At 65.4% G+C, this 17,746-nt stretch carries 18 protein-coding genes; 14 read left to right on the forward strand and 4 right to left on the reverse strand.

What is annotated here, in order from left to right; all coding sequences use genetic code 11:
- Positions 1 to 71 precede the first annotated feature (71 nt).
- Positions 72 to 785, forward strand: coding sequence for a hypothetical protein (locus ACWDR3_RS05255; RefSeq protein WP_450350929.1), 714 nt, complete (start codon positions 72 to 74; stop codon positions 783 to 785).
- Between the two features lie 364 nt (positions 786 to 1,149).
- On the opposite strand, the gene ACWDR3_RS05260 is transcribed toward ACWDR3_RS05255, so the two are convergent.
- Entirely contained in the window at positions 1,150 to 1,323 is a 174-nt protein-coding gene (locus ACWDR3_RS05260) for a hypothetical protein (RefSeq protein ID WP_450350930.1), read from the reverse strand.
- Between the two features lie 644 nt (positions 1,324 to 1,967).
- Between ACWDR3_RS05260 and ACWDR3_RS05265 the strand changes: the two genes are divergently transcribed.
- The 3 genes from ACWDR3_RS05265 (at position 1,968) to ACWDR3_RS05275 (ending at position 4,404) form a co-directional block, all read left to right on the forward strand.
- A complete protein-coding gene (locus tag ACWDR3_RS05265) occupies positions 1,968 to 2,924 on the forward strand; it encodes a DNA-processing protein DprA (RefSeq protein ID WP_450350931.1) in 957 nt (318 codons plus the stop codon).
- A 107-nt stretch (positions 2,925 to 3,031) separates the two neighbouring features.
- Positions 3,032 to 3,670 (forward strand): ComF family protein, encoded by a 639-nt coding sequence (locus ACWDR3_RS05270; RefSeq protein WP_450350933.1) that lies wholly within the window; start codon positions 3,032 to 3,034, stop codon positions 3,668 to 3,670.
- Positions 3,671 to 4,008: 338 nt separating this feature from the next.
- A complete protein-coding gene (locus ACWDR3_RS05275) occupies positions 4,009 to 4,404 on the forward strand; it encodes a hypothetical protein (protein ID WP_450350935.1) in 396 nt (131 codons plus the stop codon).
- A 150-nt stretch (positions 4,405 to 4,554) separates the two neighbouring features.
- On the opposite strand, the gene ACWDR3_RS05280 is transcribed toward ACWDR3_RS05275, so the two are convergent.
- A complete protein-coding gene (locus ACWDR3_RS05280; protein WP_450350936.1) occupies positions 4,555 to 5,079 on the reverse strand; it encodes a DUF6233 domain-containing protein in 525 nt (174 codons plus the stop codon).
- Positions 5,080 to 5,164: 85 nt separating this feature from the next.
- Between ACWDR3_RS05280 and ACWDR3_RS05285 the strand changes: the two genes are divergently transcribed.
- Positions 5,165 to 6,172, forward strand: coding sequence for a DNA polymerase Y family protein (locus ACWDR3_RS05285; protein ID WP_450350938.1), 1,008 nt, complete (start codon positions 5,165 to 5,167; stop codon positions 6,170 to 6,172).
- A gap of 838 nt (positions 6,173 to 7,010) precedes the next feature.
- Here ACWDR3_RS05285 and ACWDR3_RS05290 read toward each other — a convergent pair.
- Entirely contained in the window at positions 7,011 to 9,884 is a 2,874-nt protein-coding gene (locus tag ACWDR3_RS05290; RefSeq protein WP_450350939.1) for an NACHT domain-containing protein, read from the reverse strand.
- Positions 9,885 to 10,416: 532 nt separating this feature from the next.
- Between ACWDR3_RS05290 and ACWDR3_RS05295 the strand changes: the two genes are divergently transcribed.
- Both ACWDR3_RS05295 and ACWDR3_RS05300 read left to right on the forward strand, forming a co-directional pair.
- Positions 10,417 to 11,652: a helix-turn-helix domain-containing protein gene (locus ACWDR3_RS05295; RefSeq protein ID WP_450350941.1), complete on the forward strand. Its 1,236-nt coding sequence runs from the start codon at positions 10,417 to 10,419 to the stop codon at positions 11,650 to 11,652.
- Positions 11,653 to 11,702: 50 nt separating this feature from the next.
- Complete coding sequence (locus ACWDR3_RS05300; RefSeq protein ID WP_450351031.1) at positions 11,703 to 12,212, forward strand: flavoprotein; 510 nt, start codon at positions 11,703 to 11,705, stop codon at positions 12,210 to 12,212.
- A gap of 216 nt (positions 12,213 to 12,428) precedes the next feature.
- Here ACWDR3_RS05300 and ACWDR3_RS05305 read toward each other — a convergent pair whose 3' ends face one another.
- Positions 12,429 to 12,821, reverse strand: coding sequence for a GntR family transcriptional regulator (locus tag ACWDR3_RS05305; protein ID WP_450350942.1), 393 nt, complete (start codon positions 12,819 to 12,821; stop codon positions 12,429 to 12,431).
- A 481-nt stretch (positions 12,822 to 13,302) separates the two neighbouring features.
- Here ACWDR3_RS05305 and ACWDR3_RS05310 point away from each other — a divergent pair, with 481 nt between their 5' ends.
- The 7 genes from ACWDR3_RS05310 to ACWDR3_RS05340 all read left to right on the forward strand — a co-directional run bounded on the left by ACWDR3_RS05310 (position 13,303) and on the right by ACWDR3_RS05340 (position 17,745).
- The gene (locus tag ACWDR3_RS05310; protein ID WP_450350944.1) at positions 13,303 to 13,593 is read left to right on the forward strand and encodes a hypothetical protein; all 291 of its coding nucleotides are present in this window, start codon (positions 13,303 to 13,305) and stop codon (positions 13,591 to 13,593) included.
- Entirely contained in the window at positions 13,590 to 13,919 is a 330-nt protein-coding gene (locus tag ACWDR3_RS05315) for a hypothetical protein (RefSeq protein WP_450350945.1), read from the forward strand. The genes ACWDR3_RS05310 and ACWDR3_RS05315 overlap by 4 nt, the downstream gene beginning before the upstream one ends.
- Positions 13,919 to 14,296, forward strand: a complete 378-nt coding sequence (locus ACWDR3_RS05320; RefSeq protein ID WP_450350947.1) for an RRQRL motif-containing zinc-binding protein — start codon at positions 13,919 to 13,921, stop codon at positions 14,294 to 14,296. Before ACWDR3_RS05315 ends, ACWDR3_RS05320 begins: the two co-directional genes overlap by 1 nt.
- Before the next feature lie 4 nt (positions 14,297 to 14,300).
- Positions 14,301 to 15,320, forward strand: coding sequence for a hypothetical protein (locus ACWDR3_RS05325; RefSeq protein ID WP_450350948.1), 1,020 nt, complete (start codon positions 14,301 to 14,303; stop codon positions 15,318 to 15,320).
- Between the two features lie 205 nt (positions 15,321 to 15,525).
- Positions 15,526 to 15,858: a hypothetical protein gene (locus tag ACWDR3_RS05330; protein WP_450350949.1), complete on the forward strand. Its 333-nt coding sequence runs from the start codon at positions 15,526 to 15,528 to the stop codon at positions 15,856 to 15,858.
- Positions 15,855 to 16,094 carry a hypothetical protein gene (locus ACWDR3_RS05335; RefSeq protein WP_450350951.1) on the forward strand — a complete coding sequence of 80 codons (240 nt, stop codon included), beginning with the start codon at positions 15,855 to 15,857 and terminating at the stop codon, positions 16,092 to 16,094. Before ACWDR3_RS05330 ends, ACWDR3_RS05335 begins: the two co-directional genes overlap by 4 nt.
- Before the next feature lie 91 nt (positions 16,095 to 16,185).
- Positions 16,186 to 17,745 (forward strand): hypothetical protein, encoded by a 1,560-nt coding sequence (locus ACWDR3_RS05340; protein WP_450350953.1) that lies wholly within the window; start codon positions 16,186 to 16,188, stop codon positions 17,743 to 17,745.
- The last annotated feature ends 1 nt before the right edge of the window (position 17,746 follow it).

Raw genomic sequence — 17,746 nt, forward strand, 5'->3', positions numbered from 1 at the left:
ACCGTCCCGCCCTGGGCCCAGCAAGGTTCGAAGCACCGCACAGCGATAACTCGCCTACGTATCCTGCCGTGGTGAAGGCTGAACATTGGTCCCTCGTGGTGTCTGTGTTGGCGTTCCTCGCCGCTGCCTGGGCGATGAAATACGCACGGTCACAAGCACGCTCGGCCGAGGGACAGCTTGAAGTTGCCCGACGAGTGCATCGTGAGCAGAACGAGCCCTACGTCATCGTGGACATCCAGCTTCACGAAGCTGGATCCCTGCTGTTGGTGCTCATCATCCAGAACGTGGGTCCCACTCTTGCTCGCAACGTCAGAATCGCTGTGACTCCGAATCTGACGTCGGCCCAAGGGGACGACGTGGGTGAGGTGCTGATGCAGGTGATCGCACGCCCGATCGCGATGATGCCTCCTGGACGGAGGCTGGTGTACTTCTTCGATTCTGCCGTCCGGAGGTTCCAGTCGGACCTTCCGATGTTGTTCGAGTTCACTGTCCTCAGTGACGGCCCCATGGGACCGGTGGAGGAGCTTAGGTACACCGTTGATCTTGAGGTGTTGAGCGAAACCTTGGTTGGGCAGCGGGCCACCAAGCCGCTCGAAGATCGTCTCGACAAGGTGAGCAAAGGGCTGCGAGAGCTTACCGGCTACTACCAACAAGCCAACCAGCAGGCCATCGCCGCGACACGATCCCGTCGGATGGAGGAAGTCAGGCAGCGCAGGGAGGCCGACCGGCAGAACCCTGGTGCTGGATCGGCTGATGGTTCCTCCGAACCCGCTGGCGACGCATAGCCATGCAGATGGATACGGAGCAACGCCAGAGGGGTCCTCACCGATTCGGTGAGGACCCCTCTGAACTGCTCTTCGGCTGTCGGGGTGGCGGGATTTGAACCCACGACCTCTTCGTCCCGAATAATGTGCGGAAAGATCGCTGACCAGGGTCGTTAAGCATATGGGCAGGTCAGAGCCTTGGTGTGCGTTGGTTGGCGTGGGTGCGGCGAATCATCATTTTCTTGATCCACTCCCCGTTCACTCCCCAGGGCGGGCTCCTGGGAAACTGTCGGCACCCGGGTCGAGAGGCGGGCACGCCGCCGGGAGGACCGTGGGTGACAAGGGCCCGGCGGCCGTCCGCTACCGGTTCATGACCGCCGCCGCTTTACTGGTGCGCCTCGGTGTGCTCGCGAATCGCGGCGGCGACGTCGAGCAGAGCGTAGGCGACAGCTGCCAAACCCTCTCCGATGGCGTCGGTCTGGCCCTCCTCACCCGTGTGTTCGGAAGCCCGGTCGGCCCTGCTCTCCGCGTAGTCGCCCCACACGCTCTTGGTCGGCACGCTCACCCCTCCAATGCCGCCAGTCCGTCCGGCCGCCCTTGCACCCTCCCCGCCCGAAGATCTAGCGAACCGCCGAATCCTGGCCAGACGCCAGACCGTTCGCCACGGACACACGGCCCCAGCGTGGCCCTGTTGCCCCGTCCCTGGCAGATTTACAGCGGGCCCATTTCTGGGACCTGCCCCCGCCCCTCCGAGAGTTGGAGAGATTCACTGGGACGGGCCTGCCAGTGCACTTGCCGCTTGGTCGGCCAAGAAGACGGCCAGTCGGGCGCGCAGCGCCTAGTCCAGCATCCCAAGAGCCCCGAAGTCGCATGCGCAGGAGCGCATGGAGTCGAGCGCACGGGCGGCGCCGGAGGCTAGCACCGTACGGGCGGAGTGCACGTGGAGGCATGGACAAGCGCAGCGGAGCCATCCCTCCTCGGCCCGGTCACCACTAACCGAATAATGAGTCGAAGGACGGACCGATGATCTCGGGAACGCAGATGTGCACCCAGCGTTACAGGGCATGCGTCCCTCGGATTCACTGAGCTCTTGCTTACACCCTCGTGCGGACCTGATCAGACATACGCCATGATGGGAAACGGCCCACAGAAATCGAGCACCACCCTTCGAACACACCGGGGCCGCGAGTAGAAGGACACAACATGATCGCAACACCTCAGCAGCAGGAGCTGCTGACCATCTGCGCCCTGCGCGTGAGCAACAAATCCGTCGACTGGAACCTAATCGCTCGGACCTGCCAGTCACCCGAAGCGCTCCAGGTCGTTCTCGGGGGCGACATTCCGGAGGACTCGGCGGTCGCGCGGAAGAACCTCTCCGTCCTACGCGAGGCGCTGCCGCTGATCGACGACGCCCGCGCACGGGTGGCCACGGAGCTGGAGGCTGCCGAGGAGGCCGGCGCCCGCCTCGTGACTGTGCTCGATCCGGACTACCCGGCGAACCTGCGCCTCGTGCCGAATCTGCCACCCTTCCTATTCCACCTCGGCGACCTCGAAGAGAAGGACGCCCGCTCGGCCGCGATCGTCGGCACCCGCAACGCGAGCGAGGACGGGATGCGCCGCGCCGCCCGCATGGCGCGGCTCCTAGTCGACGAGGAGGTGGTGATTTTCAGCGGCCTCGCGAAGGGAATCGACACCGCCGCCCACACGGCGACGCTCGATGCCGGTGGTCGGACCGTCGCCGTGATGGGGACTGGTATCGCTGCGAAGGTCTACCCCGCCCAGAACAAGGGCCTGGCCGCTCGGATCGTCGCCGAGGGCGGAGCGCTCATCTCGCAGTTCTGGCCCGCCTCCGCGCCGGCGACGTGGACCTTCCCTAGGCGCAACGTCGTCACCTCGGGCGCGACCATGGGGTCGATCGTGATCGAGGCGTCCTCGACGTCCGGCGCTAAAATGCAGGCCCGCATCGCCCACGAACACGGTAAGCAGGTCTTCCTGATCAAGTCCCTCGCAACGAGCGAGCCTTGGGCGGCGAAGATGGTTTCGGAGGGCAAGGCAGTCGAAGTCAGCGAGCTCAACGACGTGCTCTCACGCCTGGGCAATGCCAAGCGAGTCCAGCAGGCCGCGCAGCAGCGCCTCCAGCTCGCCCTGGCGGGCATGTGACCCACGAATCAGACCTCCCTAGGCGCCTCGTCTTTCCGCAGTGCCGCCGCTGCGCCTACCGACTCAATGGAACCACTCAGGGGTGTGCGGAGTGCGCCGCTTCGGCGGTGCGTCCGCTTGCCGAGCATCACTGCGAAGTGTGTAGCCAGACCCTGGCGGTGCCCGGTGCGAAGTGCTGGAACAAGATCTGTGGCTGGAGCGTGGACACGCGCTTCTTCACCCGCGTGGACGCCCTCGCTCTGTACGCCACCCCCCTTGAACAGACGATCAAGGAGTACAAGTACGGCCTCAAAAACGGTTCGCAGGGCTGGGGTGTTATTTTCGGCCGACTAATCGTCGGATGGCTCGAAGCCAATGAGGATCTAGTCGCAGACATCGACCTCATCATCGGAAATCCCACCGCAGCCACCCGTGCGCCACTCCAGCACATCGAGCTGATGATGAAGGCGGCGTACGCAGAGGATGGACTGGATCGCTGGCCGATCGCCGAGCCCGACAGCCCTGTCCTGATCAAGACGCGGGAGACCGCGAAGTCGGCCGGCAAGGGGTGGTACGAAAAGATGGAAGCCGCCCGCGAGCACGCCGCGGCGCTCAAACTCCGGCAGAGTGTCGAAGCCAAGCGAGTCCTGCTGGTCGATGACGTCTTCACCACCGGTTCTCAGTTCCACACCGTCGGCAAACTCCTGATCGAGACAGGTAGGGCGAGTGAAGTGCGCGGACTCGTACTGGCTCGCGTTCCTGGCTGACGGCCACTTGTCAGGCCAGGTTCTTCAGAGCTGATCACTTCGGCCGCGATGATGTGCGGAGTGATGACCGGCCAGAATCTTTGAATGTATGCGCAGGTCAGGGCTTCGGTATGCGTTGGTCAACGTTAGTACCGTGCGCAAAGCTATTTCTTGATCCACTCCCTGTTCACTCCCCGGCGCTTGGCCCTGAGGCGCGGTCCGCTAGTAGCTGTTCTCCATCCTGTCCGCGGCTCGTGCGGCAGCCTCTGAGGCGCGTCAACCAGTAGGGGGCGGTGTCCTGGTCATGGTGAAGTCAACTGGCTTGGATGCCTCCGGTTGCCGGGGGCAGAACTCTCGGCATGAGCGAAGGGGACAACGACGAAGCTGACCGACGCGCTCAAGAAGAGCGCATGTTCCAGCACGGCATCCACGTCGACACCATGCTGTTTCAGCGGGGGAACCTGTTCTTGGTGGCCCAATCGTTGATGGCTGTGGCTTACGCAACCGTGCGAGCCGAGGACGCCCGGCACATCATGGCGGGTTTCGGCATCGTTCTCACCCTTTGCTGGGTCTATGTGAGCCACCGTCACTACCGCTACACCATCCTTGTTCTGCGACGACTCGAAGAGCAGCTCCCCGACTACCGTGCGACGCGAGCTGCAACCCGCCTGCCTGGCTTCAATTCAACCCCCGTGATCGTTTACGCAATCCCCGTGCTGTCCGGCGTGATGTGGCTGGCGCTGCTGGCCCTCTAGCCGAGCCACGTCAGCCGCGGGTGCTGACGAAGCACGCGTGGGGTCCCCAGTTCGCGAGGATCGGGGTTCGCGCACCACCGGCACAGCGGGAGGCCGCCGCTGCCGTACTTGTGGGTCGGCCGTCTGCAGTCGGCACAGCCGCCGACCTTGTCACCGGGGCAGGTCAGCGCGGACGGATCGGGTTCCGAGATCGAGGGTGGTGGAGGGGTGGGCATGGGAGATCCTGTTCCGGGCAAAGGGTGCGAGTTGCCCGGGTGGCAGGATAGTCAGCCGCCGGGCACGGGTGTTCGAGCCGCGCCGCCGCGCGTGCCCATGGGGCGGGTCGGCTAAGTCGACGATGCCCAGTGCGCTGTCCGGTCGGCAGATCGGGCAGGCGGGCACCCCGTCGACGGTGAGGAGGCGGCGTGCTTCGTCCTGGCCGACCGGTCGCGGTTGGCGGCCGGTCATGCCGCAGTCGCCGACGTGCACGGCTTGCGGATTGCCGTTGGCGCGGCTGAGTTCGAGGATCCAGTCCGGTGCGGGCGGGCGGGTGTGCTGCCGGCGTTCCTCTTCTGCCTGTCGCTGCCGCAGGTAGGCGGCCTTGCGGTCGATGCGGTCCAGCCACATGGAGTGCCAGATCCGCAGCGTCTGCGGCCGTTCCAGGTCGTCCGGGAGATCCCGTGAGTGATCGAACATGTGTGATCCCAGGTTCCGAGTGCGCCTCCCGCACTCGCGTATTCGATTATATGTTCGATAACGTGGCGGGGGAGGTGAGCGGCGGATGAGTCTGGAGTGGACGGGGCGCGGGCCGGGTTTGGTGATGCATGTGCGCTGCCCGGAGCGGCTGCCGGAAGAGTCCTACCGGCAGGTGTTGGAGCAGACGGGGGAGCTGTCGCCGGTGGTGCAGGCCTTGCCGCCCACCGTGGCGTTGGTCGACCTGCGGGGCGCGCTGCGCTATCACAGTGCGACCGCCGCTCATCTCGGGGAGGTGCTGCGGCTGCGGACGGTTTCCCGGTACGGCATCGACGTGCGTGTCGGGATCGGCCCGACCATCACGGTCGCCGCCACGGCGTCCGCACAGATCCCGCACCCGGGCGGCGTTCTGACGATCGAGGCGGCCGAGGCTGCCGACTGGCTCGCCTTGCTCCCGGTGGAGGACCTGCATGGCATCGGCCCCCGCCACGCTGCCACCCTGAAGCGCTACGGTGTCGACCGCGTCGGCATGCTCGCCGCGCTGCCGCCGGCGACGGTCCAGCGGATACTCGGGGGGAAGGCTGGCCGTACGGTCGTCGACCGGGCCCGCGGCATCGACCCCCGCACCGTCACCCCCCGCTTGCAGCCCGCATCCGCGACCGTCCGGCACCGCTTCCCCCACGACGTCTTGGACGGCGCCCTCGTACGGGCGGCTCTGCTCGGTCTGGTCGTGCAGCTCGGCACCGAGCTGCGCCGCCGCGAGCAGGCCGCCCGCGCCCTCACTTTGACGTTGACGTTCGCCGACGGCGCGAAGTGGGAGAAGACCCGCCGCTTGGTGGAGCCGTCCGGGCACGAGGACGATCTGCGCCTGCTCGCCTACCAGTTGATGGACGCCGCGGGCCTCCAACGCGGCCGGCTGACCGGTCTCGCACTGCGTGGCGAGGACCTGGTCGACGCCGACCAGGTCACCGAACAACTCAGCTTCGACGCCGCCCGGCAGGCACGCCTGGTGGCGGAGTCGACCTCCGACCGGATCCGGGCCAAGTTCGGGCCCGGCGCGATCGGCCCGGCCGCCACGTATCGGCCCGCCTCATGACCCCACGCAGGCGGGCCGCGCGCCCGCTGGTCAGATCCGCTTCAGATCGTGCATCTGGGCGCGGCGGGGGCTGCGCTCTTGAAGATCTACGCCTTGGGCGGCATGTCGTGGCAGGCGTGGATGAGGCCGACCGAGCCGAATGATCTGACGCACCATCAGCCAACATGGATGACACGCCCTCCCGTTATGCGCTGACGGACTCACACATGGCCTGGTCGGATCGCCAACATTTTCGGCTAGCGCGACAGGAGCATGCACGGACCAGAAACGGGGGAGGAAGTTGGCATGGCGGAAAGCACTGAACAGCCTTTCGCTCCGCTCCCGGCTGAGCACCCGGCTCTCGCTGGAGTGCGGAAGTGGCCGACCGTCCGCGTATGGGCTCGTCGACGGCAAGGGGGTCTTGACGTATCGCTGGCCCCGCTAAGAGACGGTCGCGTCGAGCACGCCCTCCTGCCATGCGATGGAGAGACCTTGTTAACGCTGTGCCACATCGGGACCGGCGCCAGTCGCGCAGGTCTGTATGCCGCTCCTTTGCAGTCCTCTCGCAGCACCAAGCTCCTCGTGCTTTGCTCGCGACGGGATCCAGGCGCCGTGCGGGTTCGAGGGTCGGTGACAAATCTCGGAGAGATATTGTTCAGCAAGGCGCGTACAGCAATTCTCAAGATCGCGACTACATACAGGGAGGCCGGCGACACAGATGCTGCGGCTGCCTGGGTAGCGCTGGCTGATAGGGCACTAGAAGTCAAACGAGCCACGCGGCAGGCGAGCAAGGGGCGGAGTGTGCGCGCGGTGTCGGGTGGCCTTCCCTCTCTCGGGAAACGCGCATAATTGCTGCCACCTATGAGGATTCACCGCTTACTCGAAGACCAGTCACCGCTTCGAGATTAGCCGTTTCACGTTCGCGCATAGCCCGGAAGTGCTGCCGAATTAGATGCTTGACCTGCCATAGCTCAAGCGGAAGGTTCTCCGCCACAGAAATGAGCTCCTCGGCTACGCCAGGCTTAGCCAAGTGAAGACTAATGTCCTTCCTCATCCTTCCAGGCTGGTGCTGGAGAGCGACCTGCTGACCGGAGGGGAGGGTCAGGAATCCGATGCGGTCATCTGCAAATATTTCCTCGCACGCCTCACAGAAGCCTTCCAAAGCAGAATTATCTAGGTAAGGCTTGAGGACCTCCAACAGTGAGCGTATACGGAGTTTGATCGATCCATCGTTAATTCCACTCACAAGGTAGGACGGCCACAGTAGTTTACAGCCAAGCAGAGACGCCAGGTTGCTCTGGTTCTGACGGGCCATCTCCAGATGCTTACGCACGCGATGAGGAAGGGGACCTACTTCGTCGCCCCAAAATACGCCCAGCGTCGCCAATGTATTAGTAGCCCTGTAACCGCCAGCCTCCACATTCTTGTCAATCGTCCGTTCGATAAGGCGATGTGATGCAATGTCGGAAGCAGCAACATCTCGCAGAGCTTCACAAAACTCGATGCATTCAAATTCTTCTAGCGGGTCTTCGAGGAGCTCCAGCGCCTGTTTCGTCAGAGCGCGAAGGAAACGCGGAGCTTTTGCTGCCACGTCATCCTGCAATAGGTCAACAGCTAGACTTGAGCCCGGCTTAATGAAGAGGCTGACTTCGCTTTCTGCTTGGATTTCGTCAAGCAGTATGACCAGTCTATCCCTCAGGCCAGGCCGCTCATGAAAGATTTGCCCAGCCGCCAGCAACCACGTGTTTCGCCAATGAGCGGAAGCGGCGATAACGGAAAGCGACTTGCCGATTTCTTCGGAATCCTCCGATATTATCGCTCGCGCCGCCATGAATTCTTGCAAGCTTCGCACATCGAATCCGACACTGTTCTGTTTACGAGGAACGAGCAGGATAAGGCGGCGCATAGCTGCATCAACCATTCGCGTCGCTAGTGTTCTGCCATCGATGTCTTCGAACCCTTCTACCCTTAGGTAATCTTCGATAATTTTTGATAGCTCAATACGCGATAGGGCCGCATCAGATTCACCGTCGCGCTCAGACCGCATCTGCAGAAGCAGCCCGGCACGCTCATGGAGATAGTTGACTGCGTTCCTGTGGTCATCGATGAGCCTGGCGGTTGGGCCGGGCTTGCTAGCCTCCCGGTTGTAGATTGCTTGATAGTAGTCATAAAAAAGGCGATACCGTTGCTGAGGTACACGCTCACGACGTTCAAGCAGGATAGCCATGATCGTCACCTGAAGAGGTGTCGTCATAAGGCGGGCCGTGAGGTCTTCTTCCGCGGCTTCTTCTAGCCGCCGCAATACACGGTCCGCCGTTTCCGGGTCGCCGTTATGACGCAACCGTGCAAGCTGGGATGCGTACGAGACGGCATCTTCGGCAGCCAAGGGCTCAAGCCGCATGTGGACATAGCGTTTGGGCGAGAACTCTTCCCTGTATCCCTGAGGGCGAGAAGTCGCCAAGACCAGTAAATCTGCATCTACTGAAGCCGCCTCCGAGAAGAAGTCGTGTACTCGGTCCATAACGGCATCACGAGCGTGAGTGGAAGCGACCTCGTCTAGGCCATCAAGCACGAGAAGCCATGGCCACGCCTTCAACCACTCACGCAGTTGACTGGGCGTAATATCTGGCGTTCTGCGACTGATCTCTGATGAGAGGTACCGAAGGATGCTGACGACTTCACCACCCGCTATAGCGTCAGCATATTCGCTGAGATTAATGCGAATAGGCCATCGTCTCGCAGCCGGAATGGTCAGGCCAATTCTCTGCATCTGATCAGTAAAGGCAGTAAGAACCTCCACGGTCTCATCATCCATACGATGGATTGCATCTTTTAGGAGTGCGACCCGATAAGCCTGGCACAGGATTTGGCCGACCGTCGATTTTCCTTGCCCTGGACCGCCAATTAGCGCGACATGCTGGGGCCCCTTCCTTGAGCTCGGGCGCAAGACTGTGTCGCCGTGCGAAATGATGTGGCTTACTGTAGCGACACTTGCATGGGTGCCATCGTGTGCCGCGTAGGAAGCTGTTGGATCGATGGCCAGCTCGGCCAAGGGGAGTCGCTGATTGTCGGGCTCACCTGCTTGCCCTAGTTTCACCCATTGATCAGTGGCCAGCTCCTTACTGCTGTGATTCGCCAGGAGTTCGCCGAGATCTCCCGCCGTCCCTTCAAGTAGTTCTCGCAACCGAAAAAGTACGTCACCGGGCGTGGTGAGGGCACTGTAGGTTTGCCGAATGGTCGGAGAGTCGTCCAGATATCGGCATATCTGGTCGAAACTCCACACTCGAATGTCACGAATGGGCAGTTGAAGTTCGGTAACCAATTCTTTCGCGATGCGTTTAAATGAGTCGATCCCACCGATCTCAGGATCTGCCGATAGGGCAACATTCGTTGAAAATAGGAGGTAATCCGGCAAGGCTCCCTCGCGGGTCCTCTTTGATTTGGGATTTGCCCACTGCCGTAGTTCGCTGCGCACTTGGTTAAAGAACCATGACGTGTCCTGTGTCGTGCTGCGCGGCCGCTGTAGGAACTTCGCCTGCAAGACGCCATGTCCGTTCCATGGACCTTCAGCGTTCGGTAGCGGGTAAGCGACCTCGCCGTGAAACTCTGCCTCGCGTCCACCGTCGGGTCCATCGCCGAAAGTCTGGACCGCTGGGCCCAGGATCCGCATCGCAAGGGCTTGCGTAAGGTGTTCGAACTCTCGGCTGCCGAGGCGCGTCAGGTCATGGTCCACGTCAACATCCTGCCGCTCATGCCCGTTCTGTGGAGGTGGTTTGCCCCCACTCGACTGGCTGCTTAGCAGCGCCTAAAGCCGCAGACCACTCTGCCCAAAGGTCACGTCTGACGCCCCGTAGGTCGGTCGTCTGAGGGCTCTGTGTGCCTCACGAGCCGCTGGTGCCGGACAGAAGTCATCGAGCCGGAGCACCGTAGGCCTGACCTGCGCCTCAGCATCTTGGCGTGTCAGGGGTGCAACGCTTCCAAGGCCGCGATCACGACCGCAGGGTCGCCCTCATTAGTGATGTTCGTGCCACCGAGCCTGACCTGCAGCGAAGCTATCGCTGTCGGTCGTTGTTAGTCCTACTCCGACGGCCCGGCGCTCCCTTGGTGAGCTACGAAAAGAGACCCGGACATTCCGTCCGGGTTGCGCTCACTTGGGCCCGGCAAGCTCGTACTGACGTTGGCGCGGCGCCGAGGGCGTCTACTCGCCGCCTAACCGGCTCTGTACCGTGAAACACGCCCCTAACAGCATCAGGAGGCAGCACCCCATGCGTGGTCTTGGAGATCACCTCAGCATCGGCGAACGCATCGCGTTCTACCGGAAGCGTCGCGGCTACACGCAAGAGGTGCTGGCCGGTCTGGTCGGGCGTAGCACTGACTGGCTCGCGAAGGCGGAGAGCGGCCGTCGGAAGCCGCCGCGAATTGACATGCTCGCGGAGCTTGCGCGCATCCTGCGTGTGCCGCTTGGCGACCTACTCGGTCAGACCCTTTTGGTTGAGGACGAGAAGCATCAGGACGACGTGCCGGCAGTACGGGATGCGCTCATGAGCCCCCGGCGGCTCTCGCGCTTGCTCTTCGGTCCAGAGGCAGACGTTCAGCTCCCCACTCCTGCCCCTGTGGCAGTTCGTGTGGAACACGCTTGGAACGACTACCAGGCGGGCCGGCTCGGCAGCGTGATTGCGGCCCTTCCGGCGCTTCTCCAGACGGCACAGGAGCTAGAGGATCGTGCGGGGCGCCGGGGAGAGGACCGTCACGACTGCTGGGCGGTCTCTGCCCGCACGCATCACCTCGCGGCCACGACGCTCGCGAAGGTCGGAGAGTCCGACGTCTCATGGTTGGCCGCCGAGCGGGCGATGCGCGCGGCGGACGAATCCGACGACCCCCTGGTTCTCGCCTCAGCCGCCCGGTCAGGCACGCATGCGCTGCTCGCCAACGGGCGGTACGAGGATGCGATGGAGCTGGGCAACACCACCGCGACGTGGTTGGCCTCTCAGGTAACGGAGCGCGATCCGTCCGCGCTGAGCTTGCTCGGGATGATCCACCTACGTGCAGCCGTTGCGGCGGCTCGACACCAGGACCGCCCGACTGCCACCCGTCTGCTTGACCGTGCCGAGGAACTCGCCGACGATCTCGGTTCGGACGAGAACTACTGGCAGACCGGCTTCGGTCCAACGAACGTGATTCTCCACCGCCTGTCTATCGAGCTTGACCTGGACAACGTGTCGTACGTGGTGGAGAACGGTCAGATCGACGTCGACCACATGCCGCAGGAGCGCAGCGTCTCGCACCGCATTGACTACAGCCGTGCTCTCTCGCTTGCCGGACACGGTGACGAGGCCTTCTCCGAGTTGCGCACCGCCGAACGCACAGCCCCGCAGCTCGTGCGCAACAATCCCAGGGTGCGCGAGACGCTGCGGGACCTGATCAAACAATCGCCCGTGAGCGGCGGCTCTCGTTCGTCCGAGGTGTTCGTGATGGCTCAGCGGTGCAGGGCGGTGCAGTGAGTTCGAGCAAGCGCGGGGTGCTGGGAGTCGTAGGTTCGGCGGCCGGCGGAGTGGAATCACTCCGCACTGGGCTGGTCGAGCCTGCGATGGAACGCGGGTGGCAGGCGGCCGTGACCCTGACGCCGACTGCGGGAGTTTGGCTTCGGATGAGCGGGGAGATCGAGCGACTGGAGAAGTTGACCGGGCTCCCTGTCCGTGACGAACCTCGCCTGCCTGGTGAGGCTCGGCCGCACCCGGCCGTTGACTGCTACGTCGTGGCACCGGCATCAGCCAACATGGTCGCGAAGCTCGCGAGCGGCCTCATGGACAACCAGGCCTTGACGCAGGTGGGCGAGGCTATTGGGACTCTCGGTTTGCCGGTGGTCGTGTTCCCCCGTGTCAATGCAGCCCATGTTCGACACCCGGCGTGGCAGCACCACATCGACGCCTTGCGTCAGGCAGGGGTTCGACTGGTCTGCGGGCCGGACGTGTGGCCGCTGTACGAGCCCCGAGCCGCACCGTCGGGGCGAGAGCTCCCGTGGGCTGCGGTCCTGGATGCCGTGGATGAAGCGACTCGGTGACGACTCGTCAACACCCCTGACCTGCAAGGAAAGAGGACCCGGACAGTCTGTCCGGGTCCTCTGCCGTTCGCGGGCCCATGCTCATTTGCATGCCAGGGATCACTGAGCAAGAGAACGGGCTGGCGGACCTCACCGCTGCTGAACTCGCGCTGATCAAAGCGAGTTTGGGCGAGGCTCGCGCCACGGCCGAAGGTCTGCTGAGGCGCGTTGACGTACTCACCGCGAAGGTGGCGTCTCGCCACTCACGATCTCCTCAAGCCGGTCCATACGCTCAGCAAGAAGTCGGAGAGCGTCATGGATCGAGCTGAGCTCTCCGGCCAGGGCGGCGAAGGCGGGGCTACTGCCGGGCTCGGTACCGAGCGGCGCCGCTGGGTCGCGTACGAACGTCCCGCGCCCCTGCTGGGTGAGAACCAAGCCCTCATCACGGAGTTGTCCGTAGGCGCTCTGCACAGTCATGAGCTGCACACCGAGCTTCTTGGCAAGCTGCCGAGCGGCCGGCAGCTGCTTCCCGGGCGAGTAGTCCTCGTTGTTCGGGTCCGCAATCTTCGCGCGGTACTCAGCAGCGATCTCCTTGGCCGTTTGCTTCGGCGCTTCGGGACTCAGATCCATGCCCCCGAGGGTAACTGGACCTAGGTCAATCTCAGATTGTTCGGCGAACTTCCTTGACAGTAAGATTGACCTAGGTCAATCTGAATTCAGGTCGGAACGCGAACCCTGGAAGGGCTTCGCCGACGGCCTAGCAAGTGCTTGACCTGCACTAACCGGTTCGGGATTGCCCGGCAGGAAGGCGGCTTCGGTCGCACGCCGCGGGCCTCGGACTGATCGCCTCTTGAGAACTGAATAGGTGGGCCCCGTCTCCCCGAGTCGAAAAGACGGCCGCGCGGCTATGACCGCGCATCCGACCTTTCCGCAGCTCAACGGCTGCGGCCGGTTGCCTCCCTCGCCCGTCCGGTTCCGCGTACTGCGCGGCACCGTACGGGCGGGGTTGAGGGGAGCCGGAATCAGCTGGTTCTACAACGGCGCGCGGCCCCGGTGTTCGAGCACCGGGGCCGCTGTCTTGGGCCGTTCCTGTCTAAGAGGAGTCCGCCCCATGAAGTACATCGTTGCCGGTCATCAGGCCGTCACTGATTCGGAGTTCGCGGAACTGACGCTGGGCACCCCCGTTGAGCTGTGGTTCGGGGTCGACGGCGAGAGTACCGAGGAGCGCGCGGCCCGCCTGGACGCGGCCCGCGACATCCTCGCCGACCCTGAGTTCCGCAGCCTGCCCGACGACCTGGTCCGCCTGGCCGCGCAGGTTGTCGAGACCCACCCGGACCTGTTCAACGTGGTCCCGCTCGCCCGCCCCGCCCGCCGTTCGGCGCGCAAGGGAGTTGCGGCATGAGCGACGCGCTGACGCTGGACGGCTTGTCCGTAGCTCTGCGGGCGTTACGCCTGCTCGCTGTCGACTTCGGGCATCTGTCGGCGCCGGTGGTGCATGTGACCACCATCTGGCCCGACCGGCTGGCGCTGGAGTTCCACGACGACCTGTCCGGCTTCGAGTCCTGGCGCGAGGCACTGGGCATCGCCCCGGACTCGGTCACCTACGACACCCAGAGCGCCGGCCGCACCCGCGTCCTGCGCACAATGACCGAATACGCTGGCGCCACGCTGGAGTTGGTCGGCTACGGCCACCTCCCCGCCCCCGAGCCCGCCGGAGCTCCCGCCTGATGGCCGCGTGGGGCAAGTGCATCGACCCACACGGCGCCCGGCACGGCATCCCCACCTTCCCCTGGCGCTGCGCCCCTGACGGGCTGGCCACCAGACGGCAGTTACGGGCCCGTGGCCTGCGCCCCGGCGGTCAGCCGGTCGCCGGGCAGGTGCTTAGGCCGCGCTATCGGCGCGGTCCGCTGGTCGCCTACCTCTACCGGCTCGACCAGGCCAAGCCCGTGCGGCCGATGACGCCCGCGAAGCGCCGCGCACTGGAGTGCGCGATGCGCGCCCGCCGGACCTGCCCGCAGTGCCGCACCGACGCCGGCTACGTCATCCCCACCTCGCTCGGGATGTGCATCCCCTGCGCCTACCCCGACGACAACAACCAGGAGTGATCACATGGACTGGAAGGAAGCAAAAGACCTGCTGCGCAGGGCGGTGCCCTGGAGTCTGCCGGCCGGTCTGACCGGCTTGTCTCTGGGTTGGACTGTCTACGCGGTGGGAGAGATCCTCTCCCGTCAGGCCCCCGGCCCACTCGCATACACCGTCGCCGGGATCTATGACGCGGTGTGGCTGTACGCGCTGGCCATGGAGACCGCCCACCGCCGCCAGGGCTCCAAGGCGACACTGCCCACCGCGCTGGGCTGGCTGTTCCTGGTCACCTCGGTCGGTGTGCTGTTCACCCATGGTCTGCTGTTCGCGTCGGCGATCGTCGCGGTCATCGGCGCCGCGGTGCCCGCAGCCGCGAAGGCGACACTGATCATGGCAGTGGAGCGGGAGGCCACCCGGATCTCCCCCGCAGCGCAGGCGCAGATCGACGCGGTGCGCAGCGCGACGCGGGATCAGGTGGCGATCGGCCGCGCGGTCACCCGCGCCAAGGCCGACCGGCAGATGACCGCGGCCGTGTTGGAGCGCGAGGAGCAAAGGGCCCGTGGTCAGGCACAGAAGACGCGCCACAAGGCAGCCGAGAAGCTGAGCAAGGTCACCGAGAACAGCCCGGTGGCCGACGCCGTGCAGGAGATTCCGGCGCTGTTCTTGGACGAGGATCTCGCCCGGGTGTTGGGGCAGTGGTCCGACGGGGGCGTGTCCCTGGCCGTGTCCCCTGTGTCCCCTCAGGTCAGCCCCGTGTCCCCGCCGCCCGCACTGCCCGCGTCACAGGGCGGGGGACACACCCCGCTCGACTGGGCAGCGCTGGTGCAGGTGGCTGCCGTGGCCGGCGTCGACACCCCCGAGCCGGGCCAGCCGCTGACCGGGGACCAACTCACGGTCGTGCTGCGCTGGTTGCGCCACTCGGAGAACCCTCCGCTGTCGTATCGCAAGGCGCTGGCCGCATACCGCGCGGCGGGCTTCTCTGCGAAGGAAGAGCGGGTGCGCAAGGCGTACGCCGCGCTGATCGACGCTGAGGACGCACAGCCGTAAATCCGTCCGACACGACGCAATGAAGGCCAGCCCAGGGCTAGTGGGCTGGCCTTCGTCGCGACTGCCGGAAGCAGTCGACCACACCAGTGAAGCAGACCCGGTGAGCCCCGGCGAGCGGCACCTTCGCAGACCCGGCGCGCAGACCCGGCGAGCCGATCCCAGCACACCATCCCCAACCCCTGCTGACCGGAAGGGAACTTCCCTGGTGAACACCTCCACCCTCACCCGCCGACGCTTCGTGCTGTCGGCGGTCTTCGTCGCGAGTGCGGCCGTATCCGCCGTGATTGGGGTGCGCTTGTCCGGCTACGGCGTGCCCTTCGCGCTGTTGCTGGCCTGCTGCCTGTCCTGCATGGCCACCTTCTCCAGCCTGTTCTTCCGCGTGGCGGATGCCCGGTCGACGACTACCCACCACTGCGCCGCGGCCGGCTGCGACTTCCAGGTACGTCTGACGCACACCGACGCCGCGGAAAGCCGGCATTGGCAGGAGATCGCCGCTGCTCACCCCGACCACATGGCCGACTCGGGGGGTGCGCGGTGAGCACTGGCAACCCGACGGGTGCCGGCGAGCAGCGCGGGCAGGACACGCACTTTTGGGTGCTGTCCGTGGACAAGCCCGGCATGGCCTCTGCCACGCGCACTGGCACCTACACCCCGCCGTCCGGCAGCACTCGGGCGAGCGCCTACCGCGAGATCTACGAGTACGTCACCGAAGGCGACCCGTATCTGCGCGGCGCCACGATCGTGTTCTTCTCGCTGGAACTCAACCAGCTCTGACCAGCCCGTTTCCCCATGCGCAGGGCCCGGACGCCTTGCCGTGCAAAGCGCGCGTCCGGGCCCTGCCTCCCCATAAAGGAGTGCCCCCAGCATGACCGACACCACCACCGAGCCGGTAGCCCCGCCGGCTGCCACCTCGCCCCCGCCGGGACCGTTGCCGCCCGGCGAGCAGGCCACCACCGCGGCCGTGCCCGCGGACCTTACGCACACGCCCGGCGGGATCCCCGTGTTGCCGCTGGCTCTGTCCGGCACGAACAGTGCGGTCGGTGCGGTCGGTGCCGTTGCCCTGGTGGGTGGCGGGCCGATCGCGCTGGCCGTGGCCGCGGGCGGCGCCGCCGTTCTGGGCACCGCCACCGCCATCCGTGCCCGCCGCCGCAACTCCGCCACTGGCAGGGACAGTCGACGTTCCACCGGCTCCAACCGGCAGAGCCGTGCGAGCCGCACCACCCGCTCGCCGTCCTCCCGCACGGGTGGCTCTTCCGGCCTGTTCACCGGCGGGCGCGGACGCGGAATGGGCGCCAAGTCCCGTTCCGGCAAAGGTGCGTTGGTATCGGGCCTGGGCTCCGGCCGTGGCATGTCGGGCCGCCACGGCGGACGTCACGCCTTCCGTCCCAGCACCGCATCGACCGGCACGGGCCGGCACGGTGGCGGTGCTGCGCGTCTTCGGCAGGTGCGCGCGCTGCGTCGCAACAACCGGGCGCAAGCGCCGTCCCGTTCGGCGGCGCGACAGCAGACCACCGCTGCACGTCGGGCTGTTGCCGACGCCCGCCGTGATGCCCGCACCGTAACCCGTGCTGCCAAGTCGGCTGCCTCGTGCGGCCGGTTGGGTCGGGCGGGTGGCTGGGCTGCGAACAAGACGGCATCCGGCACCCGGGCCCTGGTCAACAAGGCCCGCGATCTGCGCGATCGAAACACCGCCGGTCAGGTGGGTACCAAGCGCGATCAGGTCCGTAAGGCGCCCGCTCGCCGTAAGGCGCGCTGGGGGCTGTTGAAGTCCGCGGCCCGTTTCCAGGGCCGGCGCCTGCTCGCCGCGCTCGCGGCCGGCGCGGCCGGCGTGCTGGGCTGCGTGACCACCCCGCTCGGTCGCCGGCTTGGAGCGCGGTGGCTGATGCACCCCGGCAGGCGCCTGTACCAGCGTCTGGTGCAGTCCGCGCGTGAGAAGCGTGCGGCTCGCGACGAGCAGATCCGTGCCACCCGCGCCGCTGACGAAGCCGCCGCGGATGCGGCCGGCACGGGCGAGATTGGCGACCGCGTGCAGCGCCCGACCCACCTTATTCCCGTCATTCCTGGTCAGGAGGCCATTCACGTGTCTGGTTTCAAGTTCGAAGAGGCCGCGGCCGAGATGGAGAACGCGGCCCGCACCTACGAGCCCGACGGCAACATGGAAATCCTCACGATGATCGACAACCTGCCCACCGCGCTGCTGTCGGTCGCCAACACCTTCCGCATCCTGGCCGAACGCTCCGACCAGGAGTTCGCGTTCGAGAAGGGCGTCGCCGACGCCTTCGACGACATCCACCGCACCCTGCTCAACGCGGTCGACTCCGGCGAGACCCTCGTGCCGCTCTTCCGCGACGTCCACGCCGCGGACATCGCCCGCCATGAGGACCCCCGCAACGGCACCGACGCTGAGAAGGGCTGGAACGTCTAGC

The organism is Streptomyces sp. NPDC001002 (assembly GCF_053599215.1).

Bases quoted from the DNA above. Each gene is read 5' to 3' on its own strand.
- ACWDR3_RS05265 (WP_450350931.1), top strand. From the start codon at position 1,968: ATGATCGCAACACCTCAGCAGCAGGAGCTGCTGACCATCTGCGCCCTG.
- ACWDR3_RS05295 (WP_450350941.1), top strand. From the start codon at position 10,417: ATGCGTGGTCTTGGAGATCACCTCAGCATCGGCGAACGCATCGCGTTC.
- ACWDR3_RS05315 (WP_450350945.1), top strand. From the start codon at position 13,590: ATGAGCGACGCGCTGACGCTGGACGGCTTGTCCGTAGCTCTGCGGGCG.
- ACWDR3_RS05310 (WP_450350944.1), top strand. From the start codon at position 13,303: ATGAAGTACATCGTTGCCGGTCATCAGGCCGTCACTGATTCGGAGTTC.
- ACWDR3_RS05280 (WP_450350936.1), bottom strand. From the start codon at position 5,079: ATGTTCGATCACTCACGGGATCTCCCGGACGACCTGGAACGGCCGCAG.
- ACWDR3_RS05325 (WP_450350948.1), top strand. From the start codon at position 14,301: ATGGACTGGAAGGAAGCAAAAGACCTGCTGCGCAGGGCGGTGCCCTGG.
- ACWDR3_RS05285 (WP_450350938.1), top strand. From the start codon at position 5,165: ATGAGTCTGGAGTGGACGGGGCGCGGGCCGGGTTTGGTGATGCATGTG.
- ACWDR3_RS05320 (WP_450350947.1), top strand. From the start codon at position 13,919: ATGGCCGCGTGGGGCAAGTGCATCGACCCACACGGCGCCCGGCACGGC.
- ACWDR3_RS05305 (WP_450350942.1), bottom strand. From the start codon at position 12,821: ATGGATCTGAGTCCCGAAGCGCCGAAGCAAACGGCCAAGGAGATCGCT.
- ACWDR3_RS05275 (WP_450350935.1), top strand. From the start codon at position 4,009: ATGAGCGAAGGGGACAACGACGAAGCTGACCGACGCGCTCAAGAAGAG.
- ACWDR3_RS05340 (WP_450350953.1), top strand. From the start codon at position 16,186: ATGACCGACACCACCACCGAGCCGGTAGCCCCGCCGGCTGCCACCTCG.